The organism is Cellulomonas fimi (assembly GCF_028527925.1).
In the GTDB taxonomy this organism is placed as follows: Bacteria; Actinomycetota; Actinomycetes; order Actinomycetales; family Cellulomonadaceae; genus Cellulomonas; species Cellulomonas fimi_C.
Genome location: NZ_JAPESW010000037.1, coordinates 1 through 26638, shown reverse-complemented (window position 1 = coordinate 26638; position 26638 = coordinate 1). Strand labels below are relative to the sequence as shown.

The following is a 26638-nucleotide window of genomic DNA, read 5'->3' as shown; positions in this document are numbered from 1 at the left end:
CTGACGGGCCGCCGGACGCCTCGGTCCTGGCGACGGCCGCTCGACCCGGGTGGTCCGCGTGCGCACCGACGCGGCGTGCGTGCGGCCGGGTCGCGACCAACCCGGCCGCACGCGGGTCACGCGGCGGGCAGCGCGGCGGGCGCGTCCTTCAGGGTCGCGACGACGCGGTCCGCGAGCCCGTACTCGACCGCCTGCTCGGCCGTGAGGATGAGGTCGCGGTCGGTGTCCCGGCGCAGCCGCTCCACGGGCTGACCCGTGTGCCGGGACAGGATCTGCTCGACCTGCCCGCGCAGCCGCTGGATCTCGGCCGCCTGGATCTCCAGGTCGGCGGCGGTCCCCTCCGCACCGCCGGACGGCTGGTGCAGCAGCACGCGGGCGTGCTCGAGGACGTGCCGCTGCCCGGGTGTCCCGGCGGCGAGCAGCACGGCCGCGGCCGAGGCGGCCTGCCCGAGGCAGAAGGTCGCGACGGGCGGCCGGACGTACTGCATCGTGTCGTACACGGCGAGCAGGGCCGTGAGGGACCCGCCCGGGGAGTTCACGTACACGTGGATGGGCAGCTCCGCGCTCTCGGACTGCAGGTGCAGCAGCTGCGCGATCACGACGTTCGCGACGCCGTCGTCGATCTCGGTGCCGAGGAAGACGATCCGGTCGGACAGCAGCCGGGAGAACACGTCGGACGTGCGCTCCCCGGTCGGCCGCTGCTCGACGACGTACGGGATCGTGTACTGGCCGGCCATCAGAGCCCCGCCTTCCGCAGCGCGCCGTCGGGGCGGACGTCGTCGAGGTGCTCGACGACCTTGTCGACGAACCCGTACTCGAGCGCCTCGGCCGCGGTGAACCAGCGGTCCCGGTCGGAGTCGCGCTCGATCGTCTCGACGCTCTGGCCGGTGTGCTCGGCGATGAGGCCCTGCATGGTGCGCTTCACGTGGGCCATGTTCTGCGCCTGGATCGCGATGTCGACGGCGGTCCCCCCGATCCCGCCGGACGGCTGGTGCATGAGGACGCGCGCGTGCCGCAGCGCGAACCGCTTGCCCGGCGTGCCGGCGCTCAGCAGGAACTGCGCGGCCGACGCCGCGAGCCCCATCGCGAGGGTCGCGACGTCGTTCGGGATGAGCCGCATGGTGTCGTACATCGCGAGCGCGGCGCTGACCGAGCCGCCGGGCGAGTTGATGTAGAGCGCGATGTCGCGGCGCGGGTCCTCCGCGGACAGCAGCAGGAGCTGCGCGCAGACGCGGTTCGCGACGGCGTCGTCGACCTCCTGCCCCAGCACGACGATGCGCTGGTGCAGCAGCCGCGTCGCGAGGTCGTCGTCGAACGGTCGTGCGGCCGGTGGTGCGCTGGTGCGGGCGATGGTGCGGACGGTGTCGGGCACGGCGGTCCTCCTCGGACGGGTCGATCGGGTCGATGCCGTCGACGCTGCCACCGCGCCGGCCGCCGCCCGTCCCCGGTCTGCCGTGGGCGGATCCGCGCAGGGCAGACGGCGCACGCGCCGCCGCGCCGGCCCATCGCCGGGACCGCCGCGTCAGCCCTCGCCGCGACCGTCCGGCAGGTCCGCGAGCCGCGACCAGTAGCACGCGAGCGTCGCGACGCCGGCGTGCAGCAGGTCGACCCGCACGCTCTCGTCGGAGTCGTGCCAGTGGTCCTCGGGCAGCCCGGTCCCGAAGAACACCACAGGCGCACCCGTGACGTCATGAAGCAGTGACGCGGGCGACCCACCCGCGTTCCGCATCTGCCCGATCTCGGCGTCGAACCCGTCGCCCATCGCCTCGCGCAGCGCGGTGAGCGCCGGCAGGTCCGGCGGCGTGCGGTAGGCCTCCTGCGTGGTCTCCATCGGGATCTCGAGCGTGTGCTCGACCCGGTCGCTGAGGTTCGCCTCGACCCAGGTCCGCAGCTGCTCGGCGACGGTGACGACCGTCTGCCCCGGCACGGTCCGCACGCTGATCTCGGCCTCGGCCTGCGACGGGATGGCACCGCGCGACGGTCCGACGGCGTCGCCCGCCACGACCGCGAGCACCTCGACGGCCGGCCGGAGCCACAGACGTTCGAGCGGCGACCACCCGGCCTCGCCGCCCACGGCGCCCGCGTCGACCCGGTGCACCCAGTGGTCGTCGCTCCACGGGAGCGCCGTGATCGCCGCCCGCTCGTCGTCGTCGGGCTCGCGCACGTCGTCGTAGAACCCGGGGATCGCGACGCGGCCGTCGTCGTCGTGCAGCCGCCCGAGCAGTCGCGCGAGCTCGAGGACCGGGTTGGGCGCGACGCCGGAGACCGCGCCGCTGTGGATGTCGCGGCCCGGCCCGACGACGGTGAGCGACGCGTTGAGCGACCCCCGCAGGCCGACGCACACCGCGGGCGTGTCGGCGCGCCACAGCAGGGTGTCGGACACCATCACGAGGTCGGCGTCGGTCGCCTCGGGGTGCGCGTCCAGCAGGTCGGCGAGGTACGACGAGAGCGCCTCCTCCTCACCCTCGACCAGCACCTTGAGGTTGACCGCCGGGGCGGTCCGACCCGTCGCCGCGAGGTGCGCGCGCACACCCCAGACGTGGCAGAGCACCTGGCCCTGGCGTCCGACGTGCCACGCCCCCAGACGCGCCCGTCCCGGATCGCGGGCTCGAACGGCGGCACCTGCCCCCACAGGTCGTCCTTCGCGGCGCGCACGTCGTGGTGGCTGTAGACGAGCACCGTCGGCGCTCCGGGGGCCTCGCACCACTCCGCGTACACCGCGGGCGCCCCGCCCTCGACCTCCCAGATCTCCGCGCGCGGGAACCCCGTCTCGCGCAGGACGCCGGCGAGCCAGTTCGCCGAGCGCTGCAGGTCCGGCTGGTGCTCCGGCAGCCCCGCGACCGACCGCAGCCGCACCCACCCGATGAGGTGCTGGACGAGGTCGTCGAGGTGCTCCGACGTCCAGTCGTGCACCGCGTCCGCATGGACCTCGGTCACGCGGCGGTCCGGTCGACCGCGTCGGCGACGACGTCCTCGAGGCGCCCGGTCGCGGCGGCGACGGCCCGCTGCCGCTGCGCCCCCGTCCCGCGTCGCAGCACGCGCTCCAGACCCGCCTCGACGAGGGCCAGGTCACCGGACGCGTCGAGCGCAGGACGCACGTCGTCGAGCAGGCAGGCGACGACCTCGGCCGCGGGGGCCGGCTGGTGGGTGCGCGGGTGGACGAGCAGCCCGGCGGTGCCCGAACGGCTCGCGCGCCACGACGCCATGCGCAGCACGCTCGTCGGGTCGGACGGCACCGGCTCACCGGCCCGCCACCGCTCGGCGGCGGTGTCGACCAGCCCGCGCGCGAGCGCCGCCACCAGCACGGTGTCGTCCGCGTCGAGGCACACGTCAGCCACCCGCACCTCGACCGTCGGGTACCGCCGGGACAGCCGCGCGTCGAAGTAGACCATCCCCTCGTCCAGCAGCGTGCCGGTGCGCATCAGCTCGTCGACCACCGCGTGGTACGCCGCTGCGGACCCGAACGGCTCGGCGGGCCCGGTCCCGGGCCACCGGCTCCACGCCTGCGTCCGGTAGCCCGCGTACCCGGTGTCCGACCCCTGCCAGAACGGCGAGTTCGTCGCGACGGCCGTGAGGACGGGCAGCCACGGGCGGATGCGGTCGAGCACCGCGACACCCTCCTCGTCGGACGTCACGGCCACGTGCACGTGGCACCCGCACGTCAGCTGCTCGGCGCACGTCAGACCCATCTGGTCGCGGATGGCACGGTAGCGGGGCGTCGGGGTGAGGACCGGCGCGACGCGCAACGGGAACGTGGCGAGCGCGGCGACGCGGGCTCCGACGGACCGGGCGGCGTCGTCCGCGGCGCGCCGCAGCGCGCGCACGTCGGCGGCGAGGTCCGTCAGGTCCGTGCGGGGCGGTGTCGCGGTCTCGATCTGCTCCTGCTGGAGCTCGGTGTCGAGCGGCACGGCGACGGCGCGCGGTGCCGTCGGAGCGGCAGGGGCGGTCCAGCCGATCGCGGACGCAGCCGCCGGGACGGTGCGGCCGGCGCACGGGTCGACGAGGAGCAGCTCCTCCTCGACGCCGACGGAGCGGAGCCCCGTCCGGGCGGACGGCGCCGGCACGGCCGCGGCCGGCTGGAGGGGGGCGAGCGTCATCGGTGCCTGCCTCGCAGATGCTGGGAGGGGGCGCCGTCGGTCCGACGCCGGTCGTCCAGCGGACCACCAGCGTCACATGCCCGGTGCAACCTCGCTCGCCGTCGTCTCACCGCTCGGCACACACCCTCAGCCACCTGCAGCGACGCGCACGCCCACGGTTCGCTACGGCGTCGTCGACCTCCTGCCCCAGCACGACGATGCGCTGGTGCAGCAGCCGGGGTGCGAGGTCGTCGTCGAACGGCCGTGCGGCCGGTGGTGCGGTGGTGCGGGCGGTGACGGTCATCGGGGTCCTCCTCGAGGCGACGGGTCGATGCCGTCGACGCTGCCACCGCGCCGGCCGTCGACCGCTCGCGGTCTGCCGTCGGCGGATCCGCGCACGGCAGACGACGACGCGCCGGGCGCCCGGGCCTCGATCGTCAGGCCGCGACGACGCAGCCCCACGGCAGCAGCGCGGGGAGCGCCGCGCAGCCGTACACCGCGCCCGCCGCGAGAGCCGCCCGGCGCGCGTCGCGGCGGACGTCACCGCTCCCCGCCGGGTGCCGACGCACGACCGCCACGGTGACGAGCACCGCGACCACGGGTGCCGCGCACCACGCCGACGTGACGGCGAGCGCCAGCCGCTGGAGGTCTCCCGCCGGCCCCGCGGGCAGCGAGAGCAGCTGCCACGCGCTCATGAGGACCAGCACCACGAGGCCGAGGAACGCGAGCGTGACGAGGCGCGCCGACCAGCCTGCCGTCCACGCGCTCCGCGCGCGGAGCGCACCCCACGCCGCGGCGAGCAGCACGGCGACCGGCACGAGGACGAGCGCGATCGCACCGGTCGTCGCCACGGACGTCCCGGACGGCCGGCACAGAGCCGCACCCGACAGCCACGCGTACGCCGCGCCCACCTGCACGACCGCCACGACGATCCAGCCGAGGACGACAGCGCCCGCCCATCGCTGCCGTGATGCCGACGATGCCTCCGCCTCGCTCATGCGGCACGCCCGGTCGACGGTGCCACGCGGTGGTCGACCACGATCTCCTCCTCCAGCGCCGGTGGCCGCCCGGGAACGATCTGCGGAGGTCCCCCGCCGTCAGGCGCCGCGCCATCCTGCCGCACGCGAGACCCGGCGGGACGCACGCCGCGCACGCCGCCCGCGGGCGGGTGCTCGTCAGGTCGGCGGGGCGGGACGACGGGTCCGAGCACGACGAAGGCCCGGCGAACAGGGAAGGCCCCCGGGACCGAGTCGGTTCCGGGGGCCTTCCCTGCGGTGCGCGGGTGTCAGCCGGCGACGACCTTGACGGTCACCTTCGCGGCGACGTCCGCGTGCAGGCGGACGGACACCTTGTACTCGCCCAGGGCCTTGATCGGCTGGCCGATCTCGACCTTGCGCTTGTCGATCGCCGGGGCGCCCGACGCCTTGACCGCGTCGGCGATCTCGGCGGTCGTGACGGCACCGAACAGGCGACCCGAGTCGCCCGCCTTGGCGGTGATGACGACGGCCTTGGACTCGAGCGAGTCACGGACGGCCTTCGCGTCGTCGAGCGTCGCGATCTCACGGGCCTTGCGGGCCTTGCGGATCGCGGTGACGTCCTTCTCGGCACCCTTGGTCCACGGCGTGGCCAGGCTGCGCGGGATGAGGTAGTTGCGGGCGTACCCGTCCTTCACCTCGACGACGTCGCCGGGGGCACCGAGACCGGTGACCTCGTGGGTCAGGATGATCTTCGCCATGTCAGGTCTCCTTTCTCAGCGGGCCGACGACGAGTACGGCAGCAGAGCCATCTCGCGGGCGTTCTTGACGGCACGCGCGATCGCGCGCTGCTCCTGCACGGACACACCCGTCACGCGACGCGCGCGGATCTTCCCGCGGTCGGAGATGAACTTCCGCAGCAGGGCGGTGTCCTTGTAGTCGACCGTCTCGATCTTGGCGGCCTTGAGGGGGTTCTGCTTCTTCTTGGGCTTGCGAACAACGGCCTTGGCCATCGTGGTGCTCCTTCGTTCGGAGCCCCGGGCTTTGCCGGACCCGGGGATGGGATGTCTGGGGGTTGGGGACCCGCCGGTCAGAACGGGGGCTCGTCGGAGTAGCCGCCGCCACCGGAACCACCCGCGGGCGTCGCCCACGGGTCGTCCTGCTGGCCGCCGCCACCGCCGCCGTAGCCACCGCCGCCACCGGAGTAGCCGCCGCCACCGCCGCCGCCACCGCTGAAGCCGCCTCCACCCGAACGCTGGGTCCGGGTGACCTTGGCCGTGGCGTAGCGGAGCGAGGGGCCGACCTCGTCGACCTGCAGCTCGTACACGGTGCGCTTCTCGCCCTCACGGGTCTCGTAGGAGCGCTGCACGAGCCGGCCGGTGACGATGACGCGGGTGCCCTTGGTGAGCGACTCGGCGACCGACTCGGCCGCCTCCCGCCAGATCGAGCAGCGCAGGAACAGCGTGTCGCCGTCCTTCCACTCGTTGCTCTGGCGGTCGAACGTGCGCGGCGTCGACGCGACGGTGAAGTTCGCCACCGCGGCACCCGACGGGGTGAAGCGGAGCTCGGGGTCCCCCGTGAGGTTCCCGATCACCGTGATGGTGGTCTCACCAGCCATGCCAGCTCCTCGCTCGTTCGATCAGTCGGAAACGGTCCGGGGACCGCACGTCGGTTCCGCACGGTACGCGCGGCGACCGACACTCACGCGTCGGCGCGCAGCACCTTCGTCCGCAGGACGACCTCGTTGAGGCCGAGCTGACGGTCGAGCTCCTTGGCGGTCGCGGGCTCCGCGGTGAAGTCGACGACGGCGTAGATGCCCTCGGACTTCTTCTTGATGTCGTACGCGAGGCGACGACGGCCCCAGATGTCCACCTTGTCGACGGTGCCACCGTCGGTCTTGACGACCGACAGGTACTTGTCGAGCGACGGGGCGACGGTGCGCTCCTCGATCTCGGGGTCGAGGATGATCATGATCTCGTACTGACGCAGGCTCATACCCACCTCCTCTGGTCTCGGCGGTCACGGTCGTTCCGTGACAGGAGGGTTCTGTGCGTCGCTGCGCGTGCTCGTCGGGCCGATCGGCGGCCGCCGGGCACAGGCACAGCAAGGGCCAAGCCTACCGGCCCGCCGCCGACCGCCGAAATCGCGGGTCGACGACGGGCCGGCGGGCCCGGACGTGCGGGGCGGCGTCAGCCGCCGTTGCCTCCGCCGCCGCCGTTGTTGCCGCCCGCGTTGGCGGGCTGCGTCGGCTGCGGCGTCGGCTGCTGGGTCGGCGGCGGCTGGGTCGGCTGCGGCTTCGGACCCGTCGAGACGACGATGGTCACGGTGCTGCCGGCCGGCGCCTGCCCGCCACGCGGGTCGGCCCGGATGACGCGGCCGGTCGTCACGGTGTCGGAGGACTCCTTCTGGACCACGACCACGAGGCCGAGCGCGTCGAGCGTCGCCGTGGCGTCGGCCTCGAGCCTGCCCTCGACGTTCGGGACGTCGACGACCTGCGGCTCGGCGGGCTCCTCGGTCGGCGCCTCGGTCGCCGTCTCCGTCGGGACGGGCGTCGCGCTGGCCTTGCCGCCGACGTTCGCGCGCGGCGGGAACTGCTGCACGTCGGCGTACTGCGGCAGCGAGAACGCCTGCTTCATGTAGTCCTGCCAGATGAACGCGGGCCAGGTGGACCCGGTCACGTACTTGACGCTGCCGATGGGCGAGATCGACTCGTCCGACGTCCCGTCCGGCGCCTTCTGCGACATGGACACGACCGTCGCCATGTTCGGCGTGAAGCCGGCGAACCACGCCGCCTTGTTGTCGTTCGTCGTCCCGGTCTTGCCCGCGATCGGACGCCCGAGCGGCTTGATCCACGTCTTGCCCGAGCCGTTCTGCACGACCTGCTGCATCGCGAAGCTCGTGTCCGCCATGACGTCGGCCTGGAAGACCCGCTCCCCCTCGCTCGGCGCCGTGTACGCGGTGGTGCCGTCGGGGTTCGTGACCGTCGCGACCACGTGGACGGGGAACTTCACGCCCTGGTTCGCGAACGTCGCGTACGCGTGCGCGAGGTCGATGGGGTGGATCGCGTCGGTGCCGAGCACGTTCGAGACGTTCTGCGGGCTGACCCCGGGCACGCCCGCCCGGGCGGCCACGTCCGCCGTCTTGTCGGGCCCGACCTCGATGTTGAGCTGCGCGTAGACGGTGTTGACCGACAGCTCCGTCGCCTTCACCAGGTCGATGGTGCCGAAGTTGTCTCCGTCGAAGTTGCGGACCGGCGTGTTGCCGCCGTCCCACTCGGGGAACTTCTGCCCCGAGCGGCCGTTGTACGTCTTCTTCAGCGGGATGCCGTTCTCGAGCCCGGCGACGAGAGCGAACGGCTTGAACGTCGAACCACCCTGGACGTTCTCGAACGTCGCGTGGTTGCGCTGGTCGGTGTCGTCGTTCGGGCCGCCGTACAGCGCGACGACACCGCCGGTCTGCGGGTCGATCGACGTGATGGAGTACTTCGTGCGCTCGCCGGGCGCCGCACCGTCCTGGCCCTCGAGCGTGCCGGCGCGGAACCGCTCGGCGGTCGCGACCGCCATGTCCTGCAGCGGCTTGCGGATCGTCGTCACGACGCTCATGCCGGCGCGGTTGATGTCGTCCTCGGACATCGTCAGCGGCGCCCCGCCGAGCTCCTTCTTGACCATCTGGAGGAGCAGGCCGTTCGGGCCCATCTTCGACTGCGACGGCTGCTCGGGGATCAGCGTGTCGGAGGGGAACACGAGCGCCGCGCGCTCGGCCGCAGGCAGGGCCCCGATCTCGACCATGTTGTCGAGCACGTAGTTCCAGCGGGCCTCGGCCTTCTCGGGGCTGACCGCCGGGTCCCAGTTGTTCGGCGACGGGATGATGCCCGCGAGCACCGCGGCCTCGGAGACGCTCAGGTCCTTCGCGCTCTTGCCGAAGTACGACTGCGCGGCCGCCTCGATGCCGTACGAGTCACGGCCGAAGTAGATCGTGTTGAGGTAGCGCTCGAGGATCTTGCTCTTGTCCTCGGTCCGCGCGAGCTTGAACGCGAGCAGCGCCTCGCGCGCCTTGCCGACGTAGTCGGTCGTCGTCGAGAAGTAGTAGCGCTCGACGTACTGCTGGGTCAGCGTCGAGCCACCCTGCGTCTTGCCGCCCCGCACGTTGTTGAGGAACGCGCGCGCCATGCCGACGGGGTCGACGCCTGCATTGGTCTCGAACGTCTTGTCCTCGGCCGCGATGACCGCCTTGCCGACGTACTCAGGCAGCGTCGCGAGCTCGACGATCGTGCGCTTCTGCACGGCGAACGTGCCCATGACCTCGCCGTGCGGCTGGTCGGCGCTCTCGGGGGCGAAGTAGACGGTCGTCGTCTGGGCGGCGGTGTCGGCGTTGGGGTCCGGGATCGTCACGCTGTTGTACGCCGCGACCGCGCCGCCGAGCATGAGGAACACGAGCGTCACGAACGAGCCGAGCACGAAGCGCCACGACGGCAGCCAGCGGTGCAGGCCGGTGTAGCCCGAGCGCGGGTAGTCGAAGAACTTGCGCTTGCGCGGCGCGACGCCCGCGGCGCCCGTGGTGGCGGCTGTGGCGCTGGACGCCGGACGGGTGCGCGTGCCACGCCGCGACCGTGCGGGCGCGGCGCGCCGGTTCGTGCCTGCCAAGGCGGTGCCTTCCTGACGACGACTGGTCCGCGGGACGTCGTCCTGGAGGGGCCATGGGGGCCGGCCGGATCCGGACGCACGTCTACCGCGGAGCCCAGTATGGGGGCACGGGCTGTGTCCGCCCAGGGATGGGAGGGCCCTCCTGGCGGACCCTTCACACGATCGGCACCGGGCGCCCCGCGCTCCCCCGCGTCACGGGCGCGCGGTGTGGCGTGGGTCACGACGCCGCAGGTCGCGCGGCGTCCCGGCGCGGTACGGACGTGGCGACGGCGCGCACGACTTGTCCGGAGGCATCGCGCCGACATACTCTCCGGATGTATCGAATTGATACATCGGCAGACGTCCGCCTCGACGAAGCGGTCCGGACGCCGTCCTGTTCGTCCCGGTGCGCTCACGCGCCCCGGACCGTACCAAGCCTGAAGGAGGTGGCGCCGTGCGTGGTCGTTCCGACGTGCTCGAGCCCGCCATCCTCGGGCTCCTCCACGAGTCGCCGATGCACGGCTACGAGCTGCGCAAGCGGCTCAACCTCGTGCTCGGCTCGTTCCGCGCGCTGTCCTACGGCTCGCTGTACCCCTGCCTCAAGTCGCTCGTCGACCGGGGCTGGATCGTCGGCACCGAGTCCGCCCCCGGTGCCGCGCACGGCGTCGGCAGCAAGCGCGCGCGGATCGTCTACCAGCTCACGGCCGACGGCAAGGAGCACCTCCAGCAGGTGCTCGCGTCGTCCGGGCCCTCCGCCTGGGAGGACGAGAACTTCGACGTCCGGTTCGCGTTCTTCGCGCAGACCGACGCCGAGACACGGCTCCGGATCCTCGAGGGCAGGCGCACCCGCCTGACCGAACGCCTCGAGACGATCCGCCAGTCCTTCGCCCGCACCCGCGAGCGCATGGACGAGTACACGCTCGAGCTCCAGCGGCACGGCCTCGAACAGGTCGAGCGAGAGGTCCGCTGGCTCGACGGGCTCATCGACAACGAGCGCGGCCACCGTCGCGCGCGTACCGCAGGCACCGGCCGCCCGGCCGGAGCCGACACCACCGCTGTGCCGTCCGACTCCGTCGACACGGCGAACACCACCGAGAAGGAGCGAGGATGACCTCCATCCGCGTCGCCATCGTCGGCGTCGGCAACTGCGCCGCGTCGCTGGTCCAGGGCGTGCACTACTACGCCGACGCCGACCCGAACGGCACCGTGCCGGGTCTCATGCACGTGCAGTTCGGTGACTACCACGTGCGTGACATCGAGTTCGTCGCGGCCTTCGACGTCGACGCGAAGAAGGTCGGCTTCGACCTGTCCGAGGCGATCGTCGCCTCGGAGAACAACACCATCAAGATCTGCGACGTCCCGCCGCTCGGCGTGACCGTGCAGCGCGGCCACACGCTCGACGGTCTCGGCAAGTACTACTCGCAGACCATCGAGGAGTCCGACGCCGAGCCGGTCGACATCGTCGCCACGCTCCGCGAGGTCCAGGCCGACGTCCTCATCTGCTACCTGCCCGTCGGGTCGGAGGCCGCCGCGAAGTTCTACGCGCAGGCCGCCATCGACGCGGGCGTCGCGTTCGTCAACGCCCTCCCCGTCTTCATCGCGTCCGACCCCGAGTGGGCCGCGAAGTTCGAGGCCGCGGGCGTGCCGATCGTCGGCGACGACATCAAGTCGCAGGTCGGCGCGACCATCACGCACCGCGTGCTCGCCCGCCTGTTCGAGGACCGTGGCGTCATCCTGGACCGCACGTACCAGCTGAACGTCGGCGGGAACATGGACTTCAAGAACATGCTCGAGCGCGAGCGCCTGGAGTCCAAGAAGGTCTCGAAGACGCAGGCCGTCACCTCCAACCTGAGCGGCCCGCTGGCCGGCAAGAAGGAGGACCGCAACGTCCACATCGGCCCGTCGGACTACGTCGCGTGGCTCGACGACCGCAAGTGGGCGTACGTCCGCCTCGAGGGCCGCGCGTTCGGCGAGGTGCCCCTGAACCTCGAGTACAAGCTCGAGGTCTGGGACTCGCCGAACTCCGCCGGCATCATCATCGACGCCCTGCGCGCCGCGAAGATCGCCAAGGACCGCGGCATCGGCGGCCCGATCCTGTCCGCGTCGACCTACTTCATGAAGTCGCCGCCGGTCCAGATGGAGGACCAGCAGGGCCGCGCCCAGCTCGAGTCCTTCATCCGTGGTGAGGTCGAGCGCTGATCTGGAGCGCAACGAAGGTCGAGGGCCGGGGTGCGATGCACCCCGGCCCTCGGCCGTAGTGGAGCGGAAGATCAGCGCGACCAGGAGAACAGCGCGCTGCTTCCAGCCGCACCATCCCCACCTCCTCGGCCGTAGCGGAGCGCAGCGTCAGCGCGACCAAGAAAACAGGCGCTGACTCCCACCCCCACGATCACGCGCACTCGAACACCGGCGCGGCCGCGGCCGGGCTCAGCCCGACCATCCACACCCCGTCGGGCCGCTCGATCGCGAACAGCGAGTGCGCCGCGAGGAACGCCTCGTCGGTGGTCATCCCGGTCTCGGCGTACACCGACGCACCCGTCAGGGTCAGGGACGGGTCGTCCGGGTCGACGGTCCACGCGATCTTCTCCTGGAACGCGCGGACGCGGGTCGCGAGCGGGTTGCCGCCCCCGACGGGCACGTGCACGCGCACGCCCTCGGGCGTCCGTCCGGCGGGTCGCCACTCGGCGTCGACGTGGGCGGCGTCGAGCGAGAACATCGAGGCCGCGCAGGTGCCGTCGCCCGGCGCCCCCGTTCTGGCGACGAGATCGGGCTCGTCGGCGTAGTAGCGGCGGTCGACGCCGTCGTCCCAGACGATCGCGTCGTAGTCGCCGCCGGGCACGTCGTCGGCGGTCAGGCTGACGTAGGCGCCGTACGGGGTCCGCCACGCGTAGGACGCGTTGGTGAGCCCGTCGATCTCGGCCTCGGCCCAGCGGAGCTCGACGAGCGCGGCCGGGCCGAACCGGGCGACGTCGACGGCGTCGTCGGCACGCCAGTGGTCGGTGTCCGTGACGAGCAGCGAGCCGTTGCCGAGCGCGGGCACCGGACGCGACGAGCCCGTCTCGAAGTCGAGGCGCTCCCACCCGGTGCCGCCCGAGGTCCGGACGGTGAACCCGTCGACGAGCTCGGCCTCGACCGGGATGCCGAGGGTGTCGTAGAAGGTGTCGACGTCGACCACGACCCCGGGCGCCAGGTCGGACGTGTACGGCGCCTCCGCGTCGCACTCCTCGACCCGGGGGCTCGGGCACGCGATGTACCGCGCGCCGGCCGCGTCGACCTCGAACAGCCCTCTCACGTCACGCCGGGGCTCGAGGCCGTGGTGCGGGCCGACGACCGCGTAGATCACCGCGTCGCCCCGCGCCCCGACCCGGACGGTCCGCGGGGACGTCGGCGTCCCGTAGAAGTCCGACTCGACCAGGCGGACCTCGTCGGCGGGCTCGGGCTCGTGCCACGTCTCGCCCGTGCGCGGCTCGGCGAGCCGGCGCAGGACGGTCGCGTCGTCGATCGCGCTCTGCCGCACGGCCGGCTCGGGCGCGGACGGCGTGGGGCGTCGCGGTGCACGCCCCACCAGCCACCGCTGCCCAGGGCGGCGGCGAGCGCGACACCCGCCACGGCCTCGAGGGTGTGGCGGCGCACCCGACGGCGCCGGGCGCCGGCGACGACCCGGCGCAGCGTGGCGTCCTGCGCCGGTCCGACGCCGTTGCCCAGCGCGTCACCGGCGCGCGACAGGATGTCCGCGAGGTCGCTCATCGTCCGGCACCTCCGTCCGTGCTCGTCGTCACCGTCGGGGTCACGCGCAGCGTCTCGTCGGTCGAGGCGGTCGTGCCGAGTGCGGCGTCGAGGCGACGCAGCCCGTCGGCGGTGTAGCGCTTGACCGCGCCCTCGCTGAGCCGCAGCGCGGACGCCGTGTCCCGCACCGACAGGTCCTCGACGAGCCGCAGCACCTACGCACGCGCGCTCGCGCGGCGAGAGGCCGGACAGCGCGCGGACCACGTCGGCACCCAGCCCGTGCGCCACGATCTCCGCGACCTGCTCCGGGTGACCGGCCAGCCGCTCGACCGCGACGCGCTCACGGGCGCGGCGGCGGTGCTCGTCGACCGAGCGCGACACCACCGCGCGCCGCACGTACTGCTCGGCCTCCGCGATCGTCGAGAAGCGTGCCCTGCTGCCGAACGTGCTGATCAGCGCCTCCTGGACGAGGTCCTGCGCCTCGTCGCGGGAGGTCGCGACGAGCATCGCGTGCCCCACCAGCCGCCCCCACCGCTCCTGCACGAGCTGCGTGAGGAGCGTCTCCCACGCTCTGCTCACCGACACTCCTCTCCCGACGGACCGGGCCGGTCCCACGCTGAGAACGACGGCACGTCAGGATCGGTTGGGGGGCGGTCCAGCGGGACGGTGACCGCCCCTCACGCGCACTCGTACACGAGGTTCGCGGCGTCCCTCCGGAGCGCCAGGTACCGCACCCCGCCCGGCCCGTCGACGGCGTAGAGGGCATGCGCGTCGACGAACGCCTGGTCGGTCGTGAACCCGGTCGCGGCGTACGCCTCGGCACCTCTCACCCAGGCGTCCTCGGTGGACGTCGGGTCGTCGGGCAGGACGACCGTCGCGGAGTGCTCCTCGTGGAACCCACGGACGGCGTGGACGAGCGCGTCCGCCGACGCCCGGACGTAGACGCGCCTGCCGTCGGCCGTGCGGCCGGCGGGGCGCCACGCGGCGGGGGCGGGGCTGTCCTCGACGGCGAACCCCGGTGCGAAGCAGTGGGGCGCGGCCGGCGACTGGCTGTCGCCGCCCCGGACGCCCAGGTCGTCGCGCGCGGACCGTCGCTCGACGCCGTCGTCCCACACGATCGCGTTGAAGTCGCCGCCCGGGACGTCCCCGGCGGCGAGCTCCACGAGGGACCCGAAAGGCGTGCGCCACGCCAGGTCGACGTTGGTGAGCCCGGCGACCTGACCGGGTGTGCGCGTCTCGACGACCGCGCCGGCACCGAAGCGGCCGAGGACGCGGACCGTCTCGGAGACGCCGTACCAGTTCTCACCGGTGAGGAGCCGCGCGTCGCCGAGGTCCGTCCTCGCGGGGGACCCGAGCAGCTCGTGCGCCCACCTGGCTTCCTCGGTGGTGGTGACGACGAAGCCGTCGCCCAGCTCGAGCGAACCGGGCACGCCGAGCGAGTCGTAGAACGTGTCGCGGTCGACGGTGACGCCGTCGGCGAGCTGCACCGCGGCCGGGTCGGCGCACTCCTCCTCCGCGCGCGGGCCGGGGCAGGCGATGAAGCGCGCACCGGCGCCGTCGACCTCGAAGAGCCCCAGCACGGCGACACCGTCGTAGTCGAGGTGATTGGCCACGGCGTAGATCGTCGCGTCGCCGCGCGCGCCGACCCGGAACGTCGTCGCCGAGCCCCAGGTGTCGGGTCGGGAGACGAGGGCAGGCCCGTCGTCGACGGCGACGGGCGTCGTCCACGACTCGCCCGTCCGCGGGTGCAGGAGCCGCCGCAGGACGACGTCGTCCGCGAGCGCGGTCTCCCGCACGACGGGCCCGTCGTCGGCCGCCTCGCTCGGGGACGGCGCCGGAGCGGTCGGTGCGGGTGCGCTCGTCGTGGGGGTCGGGTCGCTCGTCGGCGACACCGCGGGCACCGGCGCCGCGTGGCCCGCGCCGATCCAGGCCGCGGACGCGACCGCGCCGACGGCGACGACGGCCACGAGGGACTCGGCGGCGTGCCGGACGACGCGCCGGCGCCGGATCCCGCTGCGGACGGGTGCCGGGACCGGGCCGCCGGGTCCGGCGGCACGCGCGAGGGTCGTCTCGGTGCTCGCGAGGAGCTCGTCGAGGTCACGCATCGCGGACCCCTCCCATCTCGTGCACGAGCTGCACGTCGTGACGGTAGTCGTGGGGGTGCGCGGTCGTGCCGAGGACCTCGTTGAGGTGCCGGACGGCGTCGGACACGTAGCGCTTGACGGCGCCCTCGCTGAGCCCGAGCGCGGCCGCCGTCTCCGCGACGGACATGTCCTCGAGGTGCCGCAGGACGACGCACGCGCGCTGCCGTGGCGTGAGCTGCTGGAGCGCGGCGACGAGGTCGCGCTCGAGCCCGACGACGGGCAGGTCGTCCGCGGGCGCCGCCATGCCGCCGAGGCGCTCGACCGCAGCACGTTCGCTCGTCCGGGACCGGGCGCGGTCGACGGACCGCGTGACCACCGCCCGCCGCACGTACTGCTCGGCCGCCGCGACCGAGGTGAAGCGGGCCCTGCTCGCGAACGTCGCGACGAACGCGTCCTGCAGCAGGTCCTCGGCCGCGTGCCGGTCACCCGTGAGCATCTGCGCACGGGCGAGCAGTGCGCCGTGCCTCTCGGCGAACAGCTGCTCGAGCAGCGGTTCCCATCGCCTCATCCCGTCCTCCTGCGTGCGTCGTCGCGCACTAGAACGGATCGGCACCGGGTGAGGTTGGGCTGAGGCCCGCAGCGGCCGGGTCCACGACGGTCACGGGTCCACGAAGCGCGGGCGCGCGGGCGCTCCCGTCCGCTCACCGAGCCGTCGCGGGGACCGCGTCCACCATCCCGACGACGTCGGCCGGAACCGGCACGAGCTGCCGCGCCTCACCCGACGCCGGGTCGATCCGGACCAGCGACGACGGCACCTCGTGGTCCGCGCAGGCCTCGCGCGTCCACAGGAAACCGCCGCCCCGCGACACCACGGTCGCGTCGACCAGCCGGCCGTCCACCGTCACGTGCGTGGTCGTGCCGGTGCGCGGGTCCAGGAGCACGAGGCTGCCACCGAGGCACGTACCGGACGTCGGGTCGCTGAACGCGAGCACGCCGTCGAGACCGACGAGGGGTTGGTACGGCGTCGGGACGAGCCCGCCCGCGCCCGGGACGTACTGCGCGACGCGGGCGTTGGTGCCGACCTGGAACACGTGCACCGACGTGGCCTCGGCCTGCGCGCCGACACCCGCCGGTTCGCACACCGTGACGGCCGCGGTGTCGTCGAGCCACGTCCCCGTCGTGCACCGCGGGGCGTACGGCACGCTCGGGACGACCCGCTGGTGGGAGCCGTCGACGAGGTCGAAGACGAAACCCTCGATGCCGCGGTGGTCCGGCACGATCACGCGACGGCCGTCGGGAGAGACGCTCGCGGTGCTCGCGACCGGGGCCGCCCGCGTGATCTCGCGGAGACCCCCGGCGCCGTCAGCGAGGACGACGCGCCCGACGTAGCCGGCGTGCGCCCGGTCGATCTCCGGGTCCACGACGAGGAGCACCCACTCGCCCGCCGCGGAGAAGCCGACGACCGTGGACCCGGGAGGGAACGCCGGACCGGTGGTCATCCGCCCGGTGAGGAGGTCGACGCTCGCGGGCGCGTAGGTCGCGTCCCCGTCCCACGTCGTGCCCTTCACGACCGTCGCTCCCGCCTGCCAGGAACCGAGCCAGAAGGGTGCGTCCTGCGGGGCCCCCGCGACCCAGTACAGGTCGGCGGTCGGCGACGCGAGCAGCAGCACCGACGGGCTGTCGTCGCTCTCGGACCACCTCACGAGCGCCCATCCGGGCGTCGTGGAGGCGAGCAGCCCGGGCGTCGCACGCGGCAGGGGCGCGGCGAGACCGGGGACGACGACGCGGTCGTCGACCTGGGTGGCTGCCGACGAGGTCGGCGACGCCGACGGCGTGGATGTGGCCGGCGCGGTGGCGGACGGTGCGGGCGTCGGGGTGTGTGCCGGCGGCGCCGGTTCGGGCCTCGCACCCCACCATGCGGCACCACCGAGGACCACGGCGACGGCCAGGGCCGTCCCGGCCTGCGCGGTGGCCCGCACGACGTGCCGGCGCCGCACCCGGCGCACGGTCTCCCGGTGCATCGCCTCGGTGGGCTGCGCGGCGGCGAAGGAGCGCTCGCGCTCGCTGACCGCGGCCGTCACGAGGTCGTCCAGCGGGGTCGGCTCAGTCACCGTGCACCTCCGTCGTCGTGAGGACCACGGGCACGGTCGCGGTACCGGTGGCCGGGGGTGGGTCGACGCGCAGGTGGACGGCGAGGGTGCGCAACCCGTCGGCGGTGTAGCGCTTCACCGCGCCCTCGCTGAGGCGCAGCACGTCCGCGGTCTCACGGACGGGCAGGTCCTCGACGTGCCGCAGGACGACGCACGCCCGTTCGCGGGGCGGCAGCAGCGCGAGCGCGTCCTCGAGCGCGTCGGAGAGACCCGCGTGCGAGGTCCCGGGCGCCGGGACGGTGTCGTCGGACCGCTCGTGCGCGACCCGGCGCAACGCGGACCCCTCGCGGACCACCCGGCGGTACCGGTCGTAGAACCGCGACACGATCGCGCGGCGCACGTACTGCTCGGCCTCGGGCAACGACGCGAACCGGGCGCGACCGCCGAACGTCGCCACGAGCGCGTCCTGCACCAGGTCCTCGGCTGTGTGGCGGTCGCGCACCAGCAGGGTCGCGCGGGTGAGGAGCGCGGGGTAGCGCTCGCGCACCAGCGCGTCGAGCATCGGTTCCCACCGGCTCACGTCGTCCTCCTTCGTCCCTCGACCGGAGAACGGCGCGTGCGCCGCTCACCGTTGGGCTCCGCCACGGTTTCACCCGTCCGGGTGATCGGGAGGACCGTCCGCGGAGGGGACGACGACGTGCTGCGTGTACCAGGTCTCCGGCGAGGGCGCGACGCGGCTGTCGGGCTCGCCCGGGGCTACTTCGTGCCGCCGGTCGCGACGAGCCAGACCGCGAACGCGACGACGAGCGCCACGAGCACGAGGAGCGCGACGGCGAGACCGAGTCGGGCCGTGCGGTTCCCCCCGACGGCGACGCGCGTGCCGTCGGCGGCGGCGACCTCGGGCGCCGCGACGCGGGCGGCGACGGAGACGAGAGCGGGGATGCCGACGCCGAAGACGAGGCTGAGGCCGAGGACGGTGAGGACGGTGACGATCACGGGTGCTCCTGGGCGCTCAGACGGCGACGGGCGTCGCGGCGGGCGGGGCGACGTCGTCGGTGGACCGGGCGGGCGCGACGGTCGCGGCGGTGACGGTCGCCGGTGCGGCGACGGCACCCGCGGGCGTGCCCGCGGCGGGCTGCGCGTCGCCGTCCCAGTCGGCGGTGACGTTGTGCGCGTCGACGGCGGCGCGGCGCGAGAGCCACCAGATGACGGCGCAGACGGCGGCGACGACACCGAGGACGGCGGGGATGCCTGCGTCCCCGCCGACGACGTGCTCGAGCCCGACGGCGAGCGCGCCGAACGCGGCGGCGGCGGGGAGGGTGACGAGCCACGCGACGCCCATGCGCCCCGCGACGGCCCAGCGGACCTTCTCGCGACGCCCGACGCCGGAGCCGAGGATCGATCCGGTCGCGACCTGCGTGGTGGACAGCGGGAACCCGAAGGCGCTGGACACGAGGATGACGGAGGCGGACGACGTGTCGGACGCCATGCCCTGCGGCACCTGGATGTCGGTGAGGCCCTTGCCGAGCGTGCGGATGACGCGCCACCCGCCGAGCGCGGTGCCGGCGGCCATCGCGAGCGCGCACGACACGACGACCCACAGGGGCACGTCGGACCCGGCGGGCACCGCTCCCCCGGCGACGAGGGCCAGCAGGATGATGCCCATGCTCTTCTGCGCGTCGTTGGTGCCGTGCGCGAGCGACACCATCGACGCCGACGCCATCTGGCCCCAGCGCAGCTGCTTGTCGCGCGCGTCGGCGGGGACGCGCCGCGTGATGCGGTAGACGAGCGCGGTCGACAGCGCGGCGACGGTGCCGGCGATGACCGGGGCGAGCAGCGCGGGGACGACGACCTTCTGGACGAGACCGGACCACACGACGCCGCCGGTGCCGACCGCGGCGAGCGTGGCGCCGACGAGCGCGCCGACCAGCGCGTGCGACGACGACGACGGCAGGCCGAGGTACCAGGTGACGACGTTCCAGACGATGGCGCCCGCCAGGGCCCCCACGACGAGCGGGAGCGTCACGACGCCCTGGTCGACGATGCCCTTGGCGATGGTCGCGGCGACCGCGAGCGAGAGGAACGCGCCGACCATGTTGAGCGCGGCCGACAGGAGCACGGCGACCCGGGGCTTGAGCGCCCCGGTGGCGATGGACGCGGCCATCGCGTTGCCGGTGTCGTGGAAGCCGTTGGTGAAGTCGAACGCGAGGGCTGCCGCGACGACGAGCGCGAGGATGAGGGTCCCGTCCACGGTCTAGAGGGTGCAGGGTCGCGGGGGGTGCTCGGGACGAAAATGGTCCTAGTTCACCGAGCGTTCATCTTTCGCGGCCTGATGTTCACGCGTTCCGGTGGCGGCTGTGGTGGATGTCACCTCGTCGTGCGGCTTCTCGACGGGTCCTGCGTCGCCCCGGACCGCCGCGCGACCCCGGTCGGGGGCCCGGTGTCCGGTGCGGGTGCGAGGATGGCGACGTGCAGGTGATCGCCGACCTCCGGGCGCTGTGGCCGCTCGAGGGCTTCCGCAGGCTGTTCGCCGTGCGCCTCGTCAGCCAGACCGCCGACGGCATGTTCCAGGTCGGCCTGGCGACGCTGTTCTTCTTCTCCCCCGAGAACGCGAGCACGGCGACGGGCGTCGCGGCGGCCTTCGCCGTGCTCCTGCTGCCGTTCACGATCGTCGGGCCGTGGGCGGGCGTGCTGCTCGACCGGTGGCGACGCCGGCAGGTGCTGCTCTACGGGAACCTCGTGCGGGTCGTCCTCACGGTGACGATCGCCGTGCTCATGGCGACCGACGGCGTCTCGGTGGCGGTGTACGTCCTGGCCCTGGTCAACCTGTCGATCAACCGCTTCCTGCTGTCGGCGCTGTCCGCGTCGCTCCCGCGCGTCGTCGACGGACCCCTCCTGCTGACCGCGAACTCCCTGACGCCGACGCTCGGTGCGGCGGCCGCGGGCGTGGGCGGCGGCATCGGGCTCGTCCTCGGCCTCGTCCTGCCCGCGGGCCGGGTCAAGGACGCCGCCGCGCTGGCGCTCGCCGCCGCGGTCATGGGCGGTGCCGCCGCGCTCGCCACGCGTCTCGGCCGTGACCAGCTCGGCCCGGTCGAGCGGGCCGACGCGACGCAGCTGCGGCACGCGCTCGGCACGCTCGCGCGCGGGCTCGTCGCCGGTGCGCGGCACCTCGTCGAGCGCCGGACCCCGGCCTACGCGCTCGGGATTATGGCGACGCACCGGTTCCTGTACGGCGTCACGTTCATCGCGAGCATCCTCATCTCGCGCAACCTCCTGTCGGACCCCGCCGACGCGGGCGCCGGCCTGGCCACGTTCGCCACCGTCCTGGGCGCGTCCGCCGTCGGCTTCGCGCTCGCCGTCGTGCTCACACCCGTCCTGTCGCCGCGCACCGGCCCGCACACGTGGATCGTGCTGTGCCTCGGCCTCGCCGCGCTGAGCCAGGGGCTGCTCGCGGTGACCGTCGCGCGGCCCGCCGTGCTCGTCGGGGCGGCCGCGCTCGGGCTGGCCGCGCAGGGCGCGAAGATCGCGGTCGACACGATCGTCCAGCGGGACACCGACGACGCGTTCCGCGGCCGGGCGTTCGCGCTCTACGACGTCCTCTACAACGCCGCGTTCGTGGGCGCCGCCGCGCTCGGCGCGGTGACGCTGCCGGACACCGGCTGGTCGCGTGGTCTGTTCGTCGTCCTCGCGGTCGGGTACGTTGCGGGCGCTCTGCTCTACGGCGCCGCGACGACGCGCGCCGTGGGCCGCACCGGCACGACCGGGGCCCCCGCACCGGGTTCCGACCGTCCGGCCGCCGCTCCGACGTCCCGGGAGGTGACGGGCTCGTGATCGACCTGACCCCCGAGGAGGCGCTGCGCCTCGCGCTCGTCGACGGCGAGGTCGCGGCCTGCATCAGCGACCCGACCCAGCCCGACGACCCGCTGATCTGGGTCAACCCCGCGTTCGAGAAGCTCACCGGGCACCCCGCGTCCGAGGTGCTCGGCCGCAACTGCCGCTTCCTGCAGGGGACGGGCACCGACCCGAGCGCGCTCGGCGAGCTCCGGACCGCCATCGACGAGGGCCGCACCGCCGGGGCGCTGCTCCTCAACTACCGGCGCGACGGCACGCCGTTCTGGAACCAGCTCGTCATCATGCCCGTGCACGACAGCACGGGTGCGGTGGTGCGTCGCGTGGCGGTCCAGACCGACGTCACGGAGCGCGTCGAGGCCGAGCACGCGGGCCTGGGCGACGACCGGTCGGCCGCGCGCCTCGACCTGCTCGCGCGCGTGAGCGACGAGCTCGCGCTGCACCTCGACTACAACGACGCGGTCGACGCGCTGGCCGACGTCGCGATCCCGCCGCTCGCGACGTGGGGGTTCGTCGCGGTGACCGACGAGCGCGGCCGGTTCGAGCACGTGCACGTGGTCGCCGGCAGCGCCTCCGACGTCGCGCTCGCCAACAGCCTGGGCGCGCAGGACGTGAGCTGGCTCCAGCGCTCCCCCCGCACGCTCCAGGCCCTCGCGAGCCCGCCCGGCTACGTCGCGGAGCCGTTCCCCGTCGACGTCGACTCGCTCCCCGGCCGGACGACCCCCGCGCAGCTCGCGCTCCTGCAGCGCCTCGGCCTCGGCAGCGCGATGATCGTGCCGCTGCGCGCGCGCGAGCGCGTGCTCGGCGTGCTGTGCCTGGTGCACGAGAAGGTCGACGGCTTCACGCCGGACACCGTCCTCACCGCCGCGCACCTGGGCCGACGCGCGGGTCTCGCGCTCGAGAACGTGCGGCTGTTCCTCGCGCAGCGCAGCGCGGCCCTCACGCTCCAGCACAGCCTGCTGCCCGAGATCCCGCGCGTGCCCGGGCTCGACGTGGCCGCGTCGTACCTGCCGTCGAGCCGGCTCGCGGAGGTCGGCGGCGACTGGTTCGACGTGCTGCCGCTCGCGGGCGGCACCGTCGGTCTCGCGGTGGGCGACGTCGTCGGGCACGACCTGCGCGCCGCGGCCGCGATGGGTCAGCTGCGGTCGCTGCTGCGCTCCTACGCGTGGGAGGACTCCGCGCCCGGCGGCGTGCTCGACCGGATCGACGGCGTCGTGCGCGGGCTCGACCTCGCGGACATCGCGACGTGCGTGTACGCGCGGTGGTCGCCCGACGGGCAGGGTGGCGTGCGGCTCGACTACGCGCGCGCCGGGCACCCGCCGCCCATGCTCCGCCTGCCCGGTGGTCGCGTGCAGCGCCTCGACGGCTCGCTGCGGACGCCCGTCGGGCTGCCGGGCCTGCCCACGGTGCCCGACGCGACCGTCGAGGTGCCCGAGGGCGCGACTCTCGTGCTCTACACGGACGGGCTGGTCGAGCGGCGCGACCGCGCGCTCGCCGACGGGCTCACCGCGCTCGAGACCACGCTCGCGGCCGTCCCCGACGGGACCGACGCCGCCGGGGTCCGGGACGCGCTGGTCGACGCGCTCGTCGGGGTGCAGCAGGAGGACGACGTGTGCCTCCTGGTCGTGCGCCGCGCCTGACCCGGCGTCAGCCCGCGGTGCGGGCCTCCCACCACGCGAGCAGCTCGGACCGCGCGACGTCCTCGCCCAGCGGCCCGCGCTCCATGCGCAGCTCCAGCAGGTGCTTGTACGCGGCGCCGACGTCGCGACCGGGGCCGATGCCGAGGATCTCCATGATCTGCGTGCCGTCGAGGTCGGGCCGGATCGAGGCGAGCTCCTCCTGCTCGCGCAGCGTCGCGATGCGCTGCTCCAGGTCGTCGTAGGCCGCCGACAGCCGCGCCGCCTTGCGCTGGTTGCGCGTCGTGCAGTCGGACCGGGTCAGCCGGTGCAGGCGCTCGAGCAGCGGGCCGGCGTCCGTCACGTACCGGCGGACCGCGGAGTCCGTCCAGCCGCCCTCGCCGTACCCGTGGAAGCGCAGGTGCAGCTCGGTGAGCCGCGACACGGCCTGCACGGTCGCCTTGTCGAACCGCAGCTCCTTGAGCCGCTTCGCGACCATCTTGGCGCCGACGACCTCGTGGTGGTGGAAGCTCACGCCGCCGCCCTGCTCGAAGCGGCGCGTGCGCGGCTTGCCGATGTCGTGGAGCAGCGCCGCCAGGCGCAGGACGAGGTCCGGCCCGGGGACCGCGCCGTCCGGGCCGGTCTCGAGCGCGATCGCCTTGTCGAGCACCGTGAGGGAGTGCTCGTAGACGTCCTTGTGCCGGTGGTGCTCGTCGATCTCGAGCCGCAGCGCGGGCAGCTCCGGCAGCACGTGCTGGGCCAGGCCGGTCTCGACGAGGACCTCCAGCCCTGCGCGCGGCTGCGCGGACAGGAGCAGCTTCGAGAGCTCGTCGCGGACCCGCTCGGCCGACACGATGGCGATGCGCTCGGCCATGTCGGTGATCGCCGCCCGCGCCGCGGGGTCCACCTCGAAACCGAGCTGGGCCGCGAACCGGGCCGCCCGCATCATCCGCAGCGGGTCGTCGTCGAACGACTGCCGCGGGTCGACCGGCGTCCGCAGCACGCCGCGGGCCAGGTCCGCGAGGCCGTCGAAGGGGTCGACGAACGTGAGGTCGGGCAGGCGCACCGCCATCGCGTTGACGGTGAAGTCGCGGCGCGACAGGTCACCCTCGAGCGAGTCGCCGAACGCGACCTCGGGCTTGCGCGACGCGGGGTCGTACGCGTCAGTCCGGTACGTCGTGACCTCGACGACCACGTCGCGCGTGCTCCCCCGGCGGCCGCCCGGCATGCGGCGCGCGCCGATCGTGCCGAACTCGCGGCCGATGTCCCAGTGGGCGTCGCCCCACCGCGCGAGGATCGCCTCGGTCTCGTCGGGCGTCGCCGACGTCGTGAAGTCGAGGTCGGCGCTCAGCCGGCCGAGGAACGCGTCGCGCACCGGCCCGCCGACGAGCGCGAGCTCGTGGCCCGCCGCCCGGAACAGCTCACCGAGCTCGATCGCGTCGCCCGACAGCCCGGCGAGCACGCCGAGCGCACGGCGGCGCAGCGCCGCGAGGGCCGCGGAGGGGTCGGTGGTGCTCACGCCGGTCGCGGCGCCGGTCGGGTCCTGGGAGGGCACTCGTCCAAGCCTGCCAGACGCGGTCGGCGTCGTGCGGCGTGCACCCGCGCGGCCGTCACCGAACCGGACGCTCCCGGCGAGTCGTTACAGTGGCCGCATGTCGAGCCCGGCGCAGCCCTCCGTGCCCGGGGGTGTGCCTGCGCCGCCCGGCGGGCACGCGCTGCGGATCGACCCCCGGCACGCCGTCGTGCGGCCCGCCCCGGCTCCCCTGCCCGTCGTCGACGAGACGTCCGCGGGCGGGATCGTCGTCCAGCAGCGCGACGGCGTCTACCAGGCCGCCGTCATCGCCCGGCGCAACCGGGCCGGCCGCCTCGAGTGGTGCCTGCCCAAGGGCCACCTCGAGGGCACCGAGACGCCCGAGCAGGCCGCGGTCCGCGAGATCGCCGAGGAGACCGGCATCACCGGGCAGGTGCTGCGGCGCCTCGGTGTCATCGACTACTGGTTCTCGGGCGACGACCGCCGCGTGCACAAGGTCGTCCACCACTTCCTGCTCGGCGCCGTCGGCGGCACGCTCACCGTCGAGGGCGACCCCGACGGCGAGGCCGAGGACGCCGCGTGGATCCCCGTGACCGACCTGCACGACCGGCTCGCGTACCCGAACGAACGGCGCCTCGCCGAGGCGGCGCTCGTCGTGCTCGTCGGCGAGGCATGAACGCGGCCCTGCGCCGCGGCCAGGTCCACCGCGCGGCCGTCGTCCTGCTCGCCGTCACGCTCGCCGTGCTGTGCCTCGGGTCGCTCGTCGTCGTGCCGCCCGCGCGTGCGACGACGACGCCCACCCCCAGCCCGACGGCCACGTGGCCCGTCTCCGTGCAGATCACGCGCGTGACGCCCCAGGTCCTGCGGCCCGGCGAGGACCTCACCGTCACCGCGACGGTCCGCAACGACGGCGCGGAGGACGTCGCGTCGCCGTCGGCCGTGCTCCGGATCAGCCGCATCCGCCCGCACACGCGCGCCGACCTGCAGACGTGGGCGTCCGGAGGCCTCGCGTCGGGCTCCGCGGTCGCGACCGCACCCGTCGACGCACCCCTCGCCCCGGGGGCGAGCGCCCAGGTCGAGCTCACGGTGCCGGCCGAGGACGTCCGGCTGGCCGGCGGTGCCGACGTGTGGGGCCCGCGCGGCCTCACGCTGGACCTGCGCGCGGGCGCCCGTGTCGTGGGCCAGCAGCGCACGTTCCTGCTCTGGCTGCCGTCGGACGACGTCCCCGCGACCGACGTGTCCGTCGCCGTCCCCGTCGTCGGACCCCCGCTCGCACCGACGCTGCCCGGCACCGACGCGGACCCGACGACCAGGCAGGACGCGGACGGCGCCGCGACTGACGGCTCCACCGGTGCGCAGCCCGACGGCGCCACCGCGGGCCCCAGCCCGTCGGCCGGCACCTCGACCGCGGTCAGCCCGCCCGACGACTCGTCGGTCGCACGGCTCGAGGAGGCGACCGCGACCGGTGCGCGCCTCGCGCAGCTCGCGCGCCTGCTCGACGAGGCGCCCGACGTGAGCGCGGTCGTCGACCCGGCCCTGCTCGCCCAGTCGGCGCTCGCCGGGCCGCGGGCGCGGCAGTGGTCGGACCAGGTCACCGAGGTCCTCGCCGAGCGCGACGTGCTGTCCCTGCCGTGGGCCGACCCCGACGCGGCGGCGATCGCGCACGGCGCACGTCCCGACCTGGCCGCCGCGGCCGGCGCCGCCGCCCGCACGTGGCTGGAGCAGTCGGGTGCCGGCGACGTGCCCGTCGTGCTCTGGGGCACAGGCGCGCGCACCCCCGACGACGCGACGATCGGGCTCGCCACGAACGCGGGTGCCGCGGCCTTCGTGCTGCCGACCGGCGACGTGGACGACGACGAGGAGGCCGCCGCGGCACGCACGCAGGTCCGGGCGGGCGGCACGACCGTCGCCGCGCTCGCACCGGACGCGGTCCTCACGCACCTGCTCTCCGACCCGCGCAGCGTCGAGCCGGGAGCGTCGCCTGCGACCGCGGTGCAGCGCACGCTCGCCGAGCTCGCGGTCGCGACGCGACGCGAGTCCGACCCGCCCGAGGTGCTGCTCGCGCCCGAC

At 74.3% G+C, this 26638-nt stretch carries 26 protein-coding genes and 1 pseudogene; 6 read left to right on the top strand and 21 right to left on the bottom strand.

What is annotated here, in order from left to right; translation table 11 throughout:
* Positions 1 to 116 precede the first annotated feature (116 nt).
* From OMK64_RS15280 to OMK64_RS15230, 11 genes are all read right to left on the bottom strand, one after another.
* Positions 117 to 737 (bottom strand): ClpP family protease, encoded by a 621-nt coding sequence (locus OMK64_RS15280; RefSeq protein WP_272729214.1) that lies wholly within the window; start codon positions 735 to 737, stop codon positions 117 to 119.
* Positions 737 to 1372: a ClpP family protease gene (locus OMK64_RS15275; protein WP_374694105.1), complete on the bottom strand. Its 636-nt coding sequence runs from the start codon at positions 1370 to 1372 to the stop codon at positions 737 to 739. The genes OMK64_RS15280 and OMK64_RS15275 overlap by 1 nt, the downstream gene beginning before the upstream one ends.
* Before the next feature lie 150 nt (positions 1373 to 1522).
* Complete coding sequence (locus tag OMK64_RS15270) at positions 1523 to 2632, bottom strand: M20/M25/M40 family metallo-hydrolase (protein ID WP_374694104.1); 1110 nt, start codon at positions 2630 to 2632, stop codon at positions 1523 to 1525.
* Between the two features lie 301 nt (positions 2633 to 2933).
* Positions 2934 to 4097 (bottom strand): glutamate--cysteine ligase, encoded by a 1164-nt coding sequence (locus tag OMK64_RS15265; RefSeq protein ID WP_272729213.1) that lies wholly within the window; start codon positions 4095 to 4097, stop codon positions 2934 to 2936.
* A 106-nt stretch (positions 4098 to 4203) separates the two neighbouring features.
* Positions 4204 to 4380: a hypothetical protein gene (locus OMK64_RS15260; protein ID WP_306469323.1), complete on the bottom strand. Its 177-nt coding sequence runs from the start codon at positions 4378 to 4380 to the stop codon at positions 4204 to 4206.
* Positions 4381 to 4513: 133 nt separating this feature from the next.
* A complete protein-coding gene (locus tag OMK64_RS15255; protein WP_272729212.1) occupies positions 4514 to 5074 on the bottom strand; it encodes a hypothetical protein in 561 nt (186 codons plus the stop codon).
* A gap of 287 nt (positions 5075 to 5361) precedes the next feature.
* Entirely contained in the window at positions 5362 to 5811 is a 450-nt protein-coding gene (gene rplI, locus OMK64_RS15250; RefSeq protein WP_272729211.1) for a 50S ribosomal protein L9, read from the bottom strand.
* Positions 5812 to 5826: 15 nt separating this feature from the next.
* The gene (gene rpsR, locus OMK64_RS15245; protein WP_124343319.1) at positions 5827 to 6063 is read right to left on the bottom strand and encodes a 30S ribosomal protein S18; all 237 of its coding nucleotides are present in this window, start codon (positions 6061 to 6063) and stop codon (positions 5827 to 5829) included.
* 77 nt (positions 6064 to 6140) lie between these two features.
* Positions 6141 to 6668: a single-stranded DNA-binding protein gene (locus OMK64_RS15240; protein WP_272729210.1), complete on the bottom strand. Its 528-nt coding sequence runs from the start codon at positions 6666 to 6668 to the stop codon at positions 6141 to 6143.
* An 83-nt stretch (positions 6669 to 6751) separates the two neighbouring features.
* The gene (rpsF, locus tag OMK64_RS15235) at positions 6752 to 7045 is read right to left on the bottom strand and encodes a 30S ribosomal protein S6 (RefSeq protein WP_013772912.1); all 294 of its coding nucleotides are present in this window, start codon (positions 7043 to 7045) and stop codon (positions 6752 to 6754) included.
* Between the two features lie 194 nt (positions 7046 to 7239).
* Complete coding sequence (locus OMK64_RS15230; protein ID WP_272729209.1) at positions 7240 to 9693, bottom strand: transglycosylase domain-containing protein; 2454 nt, start codon at positions 9691 to 9693, stop codon at positions 7240 to 7242.
* A gap of 433 nt (positions 9694 to 10126) precedes the next feature.
* Here OMK64_RS15230 and OMK64_RS15225 point away from each other — a divergent pair, with 433 nt between their 5' ends.
* Both OMK64_RS15225 and OMK64_RS15220 read left to right on the top strand, forming a co-directional pair.
* On the top strand, positions 10127 to 10783 hold the full coding sequence (locus OMK64_RS15225; protein ID WP_272729208.1) for a PadR family transcriptional regulator: 657 nt from the start codon (positions 10127 to 10129) through the stop codon (positions 10781 to 10783).
* Positions 10780 to 11871 (top strand): inositol-3-phosphate synthase, encoded by a 1092-nt coding sequence (locus OMK64_RS15220; RefSeq protein WP_272729207.1) that lies wholly within the window; start codon positions 10780 to 10782, stop codon positions 11869 to 11871. The genes OMK64_RS15225 and OMK64_RS15220 overlap by 4 nt, the downstream gene beginning before the upstream one ends.
* A 190-nt stretch (positions 11872 to 12061) precedes the next feature.
* Here OMK64_RS15220 and OMK64_RS15215 read toward each other — a convergent pair whose 3' ends face one another.
* From OMK64_RS15215 to OMK64_RS15175, 9 genes and pseudogenes are all read right to left on the bottom strand, one after another.
* Positions 12062 to 13237, bottom strand: a complete 1176-nt coding sequence (locus tag OMK64_RS15215) for a hypothetical protein (RefSeq protein ID WP_272729226.1) — start codon at positions 13235 to 13237, stop codon at positions 12062 to 12064.
* A gap of 178 nt (positions 13238 to 13415) precedes the next feature.
* Positions 13416 to 13613 (bottom strand): RNA polymerase sigma factor, encoded by a 198-nt coding sequence (locus OMK64_RS15210; protein ID WP_272729225.1) that lies wholly within the window; start codon positions 13611 to 13613, stop codon positions 13416 to 13418.
* A 187-nt stretch (positions 13614 to 13800) separates the two neighbouring features.
* Positions 13801 to 13905 (bottom strand): annotated as a pseudogene (locus OMK64_RS15205) (RNA polymerase subunit sigma-24); the annotation flags it as partial.
* A gap of 170 nt (positions 13906 to 14075) precedes the next feature.
* On the bottom strand, positions 14076 to 15503 hold the full coding sequence (locus OMK64_RS15200; protein WP_272729206.1) for a hypothetical protein: 1428 nt from the start codon (positions 15501 to 15503) through the stop codon (positions 14076 to 14078).
* Complete coding sequence (locus OMK64_RS15195; protein ID WP_272729205.1) at positions 15496 to 16050, bottom strand: SigE family RNA polymerase sigma factor; 555 nt, start codon at positions 16048 to 16050, stop codon at positions 15496 to 15498. The genes OMK64_RS15200 and OMK64_RS15195 overlap by 8 nt, the downstream gene beginning before the upstream one ends.
* Positions 16051 to 16183: 133 nt before the next feature.
* Positions 16184 to 17593 (bottom strand): hypothetical protein, encoded by a 1410-nt coding sequence (locus OMK64_RS15190; protein WP_272729204.1) that lies wholly within the window; start codon positions 17591 to 17593, stop codon positions 16184 to 16186.
* Entirely contained in the window at positions 17586 to 18152 is a 567-nt protein-coding gene (locus tag OMK64_RS15185) for an RNA polymerase sigma factor (RefSeq protein ID WP_272729203.1), read from the bottom strand. Before OMK64_RS15185 ends, OMK64_RS15190 begins: the two co-directional genes overlap by 8 nt.
* A 176-nt stretch (positions 18153 to 18328) precedes the next feature.
* The gene (locus OMK64_RS15180; protein WP_272729202.1) at positions 18329 to 18568 is read right to left on the bottom strand and encodes a hypothetical protein; all 240 of its coding nucleotides are present in this window, start codon (positions 18566 to 18568) and stop codon (positions 18329 to 18331) included.
* Positions 18569 to 18584: 16 nt separating this feature from the next.
* Positions 18585 to 19823, bottom strand: a complete 1239-nt coding sequence (locus OMK64_RS15175; protein WP_272729201.1) for an inorganic phosphate transporter — start codon at positions 19821 to 19823, stop codon at positions 18585 to 18587.
* Between the two features lie 218 nt (positions 19824 to 20041).
* Between OMK64_RS15175 and OMK64_RS15170 the strand changes: the two genes are divergently transcribed.
* The gene (locus OMK64_RS15170) at positions 20042 to 21403 is read left to right on the top strand and encodes an MFS transporter (protein WP_272729200.1); all 1362 of its coding nucleotides are present in this window, start codon (positions 20042 to 20044) and stop codon (positions 21401 to 21403) included.
* Positions 21400 to 23061: a SpoIIE family protein phosphatase gene (locus OMK64_RS15165; RefSeq protein WP_272729199.1), complete on the top strand. Its 1662-nt coding sequence runs from the start codon at positions 21400 to 21402 to the stop codon at positions 23059 to 23061. The genes OMK64_RS15170 and OMK64_RS15165 overlap by 4 nt, the downstream gene beginning before the upstream one ends.
* A 7-nt stretch (positions 23062 to 23068) precedes the next feature.
* Here OMK64_RS15165 and OMK64_RS15160 read toward each other — a convergent pair whose 3' ends face one another.
* Positions 23069 to 24592: a CCA tRNA nucleotidyltransferase gene (locus tag OMK64_RS15160; protein WP_374694103.1), complete on the bottom strand. Its 1524-nt coding sequence runs from the start codon at positions 24590 to 24592 to the stop codon at positions 23069 to 23071.
* A 97-nt stretch (positions 24593 to 24689) separates the two neighbouring features.
* Between OMK64_RS15160 and OMK64_RS15155 the strand changes: the two genes are divergently transcribed.
* Positions 24690 to 25244: an NUDIX hydrolase gene (locus tag OMK64_RS15155; protein ID WP_272729198.1), complete on the top strand. Its 555-nt coding sequence runs from the start codon at positions 24690 to 24692 to the stop codon at positions 25242 to 25244.
* Positions 25241 to 26638 (top strand): DUF6049 family protein (locus OMK64_RS15150; protein ID WP_272729197.1); only part of this gene is annotated, 1398 nt, incomplete at its 3' end. The genes OMK64_RS15155 and OMK64_RS15150, both read left to right, overlap by 4 nt.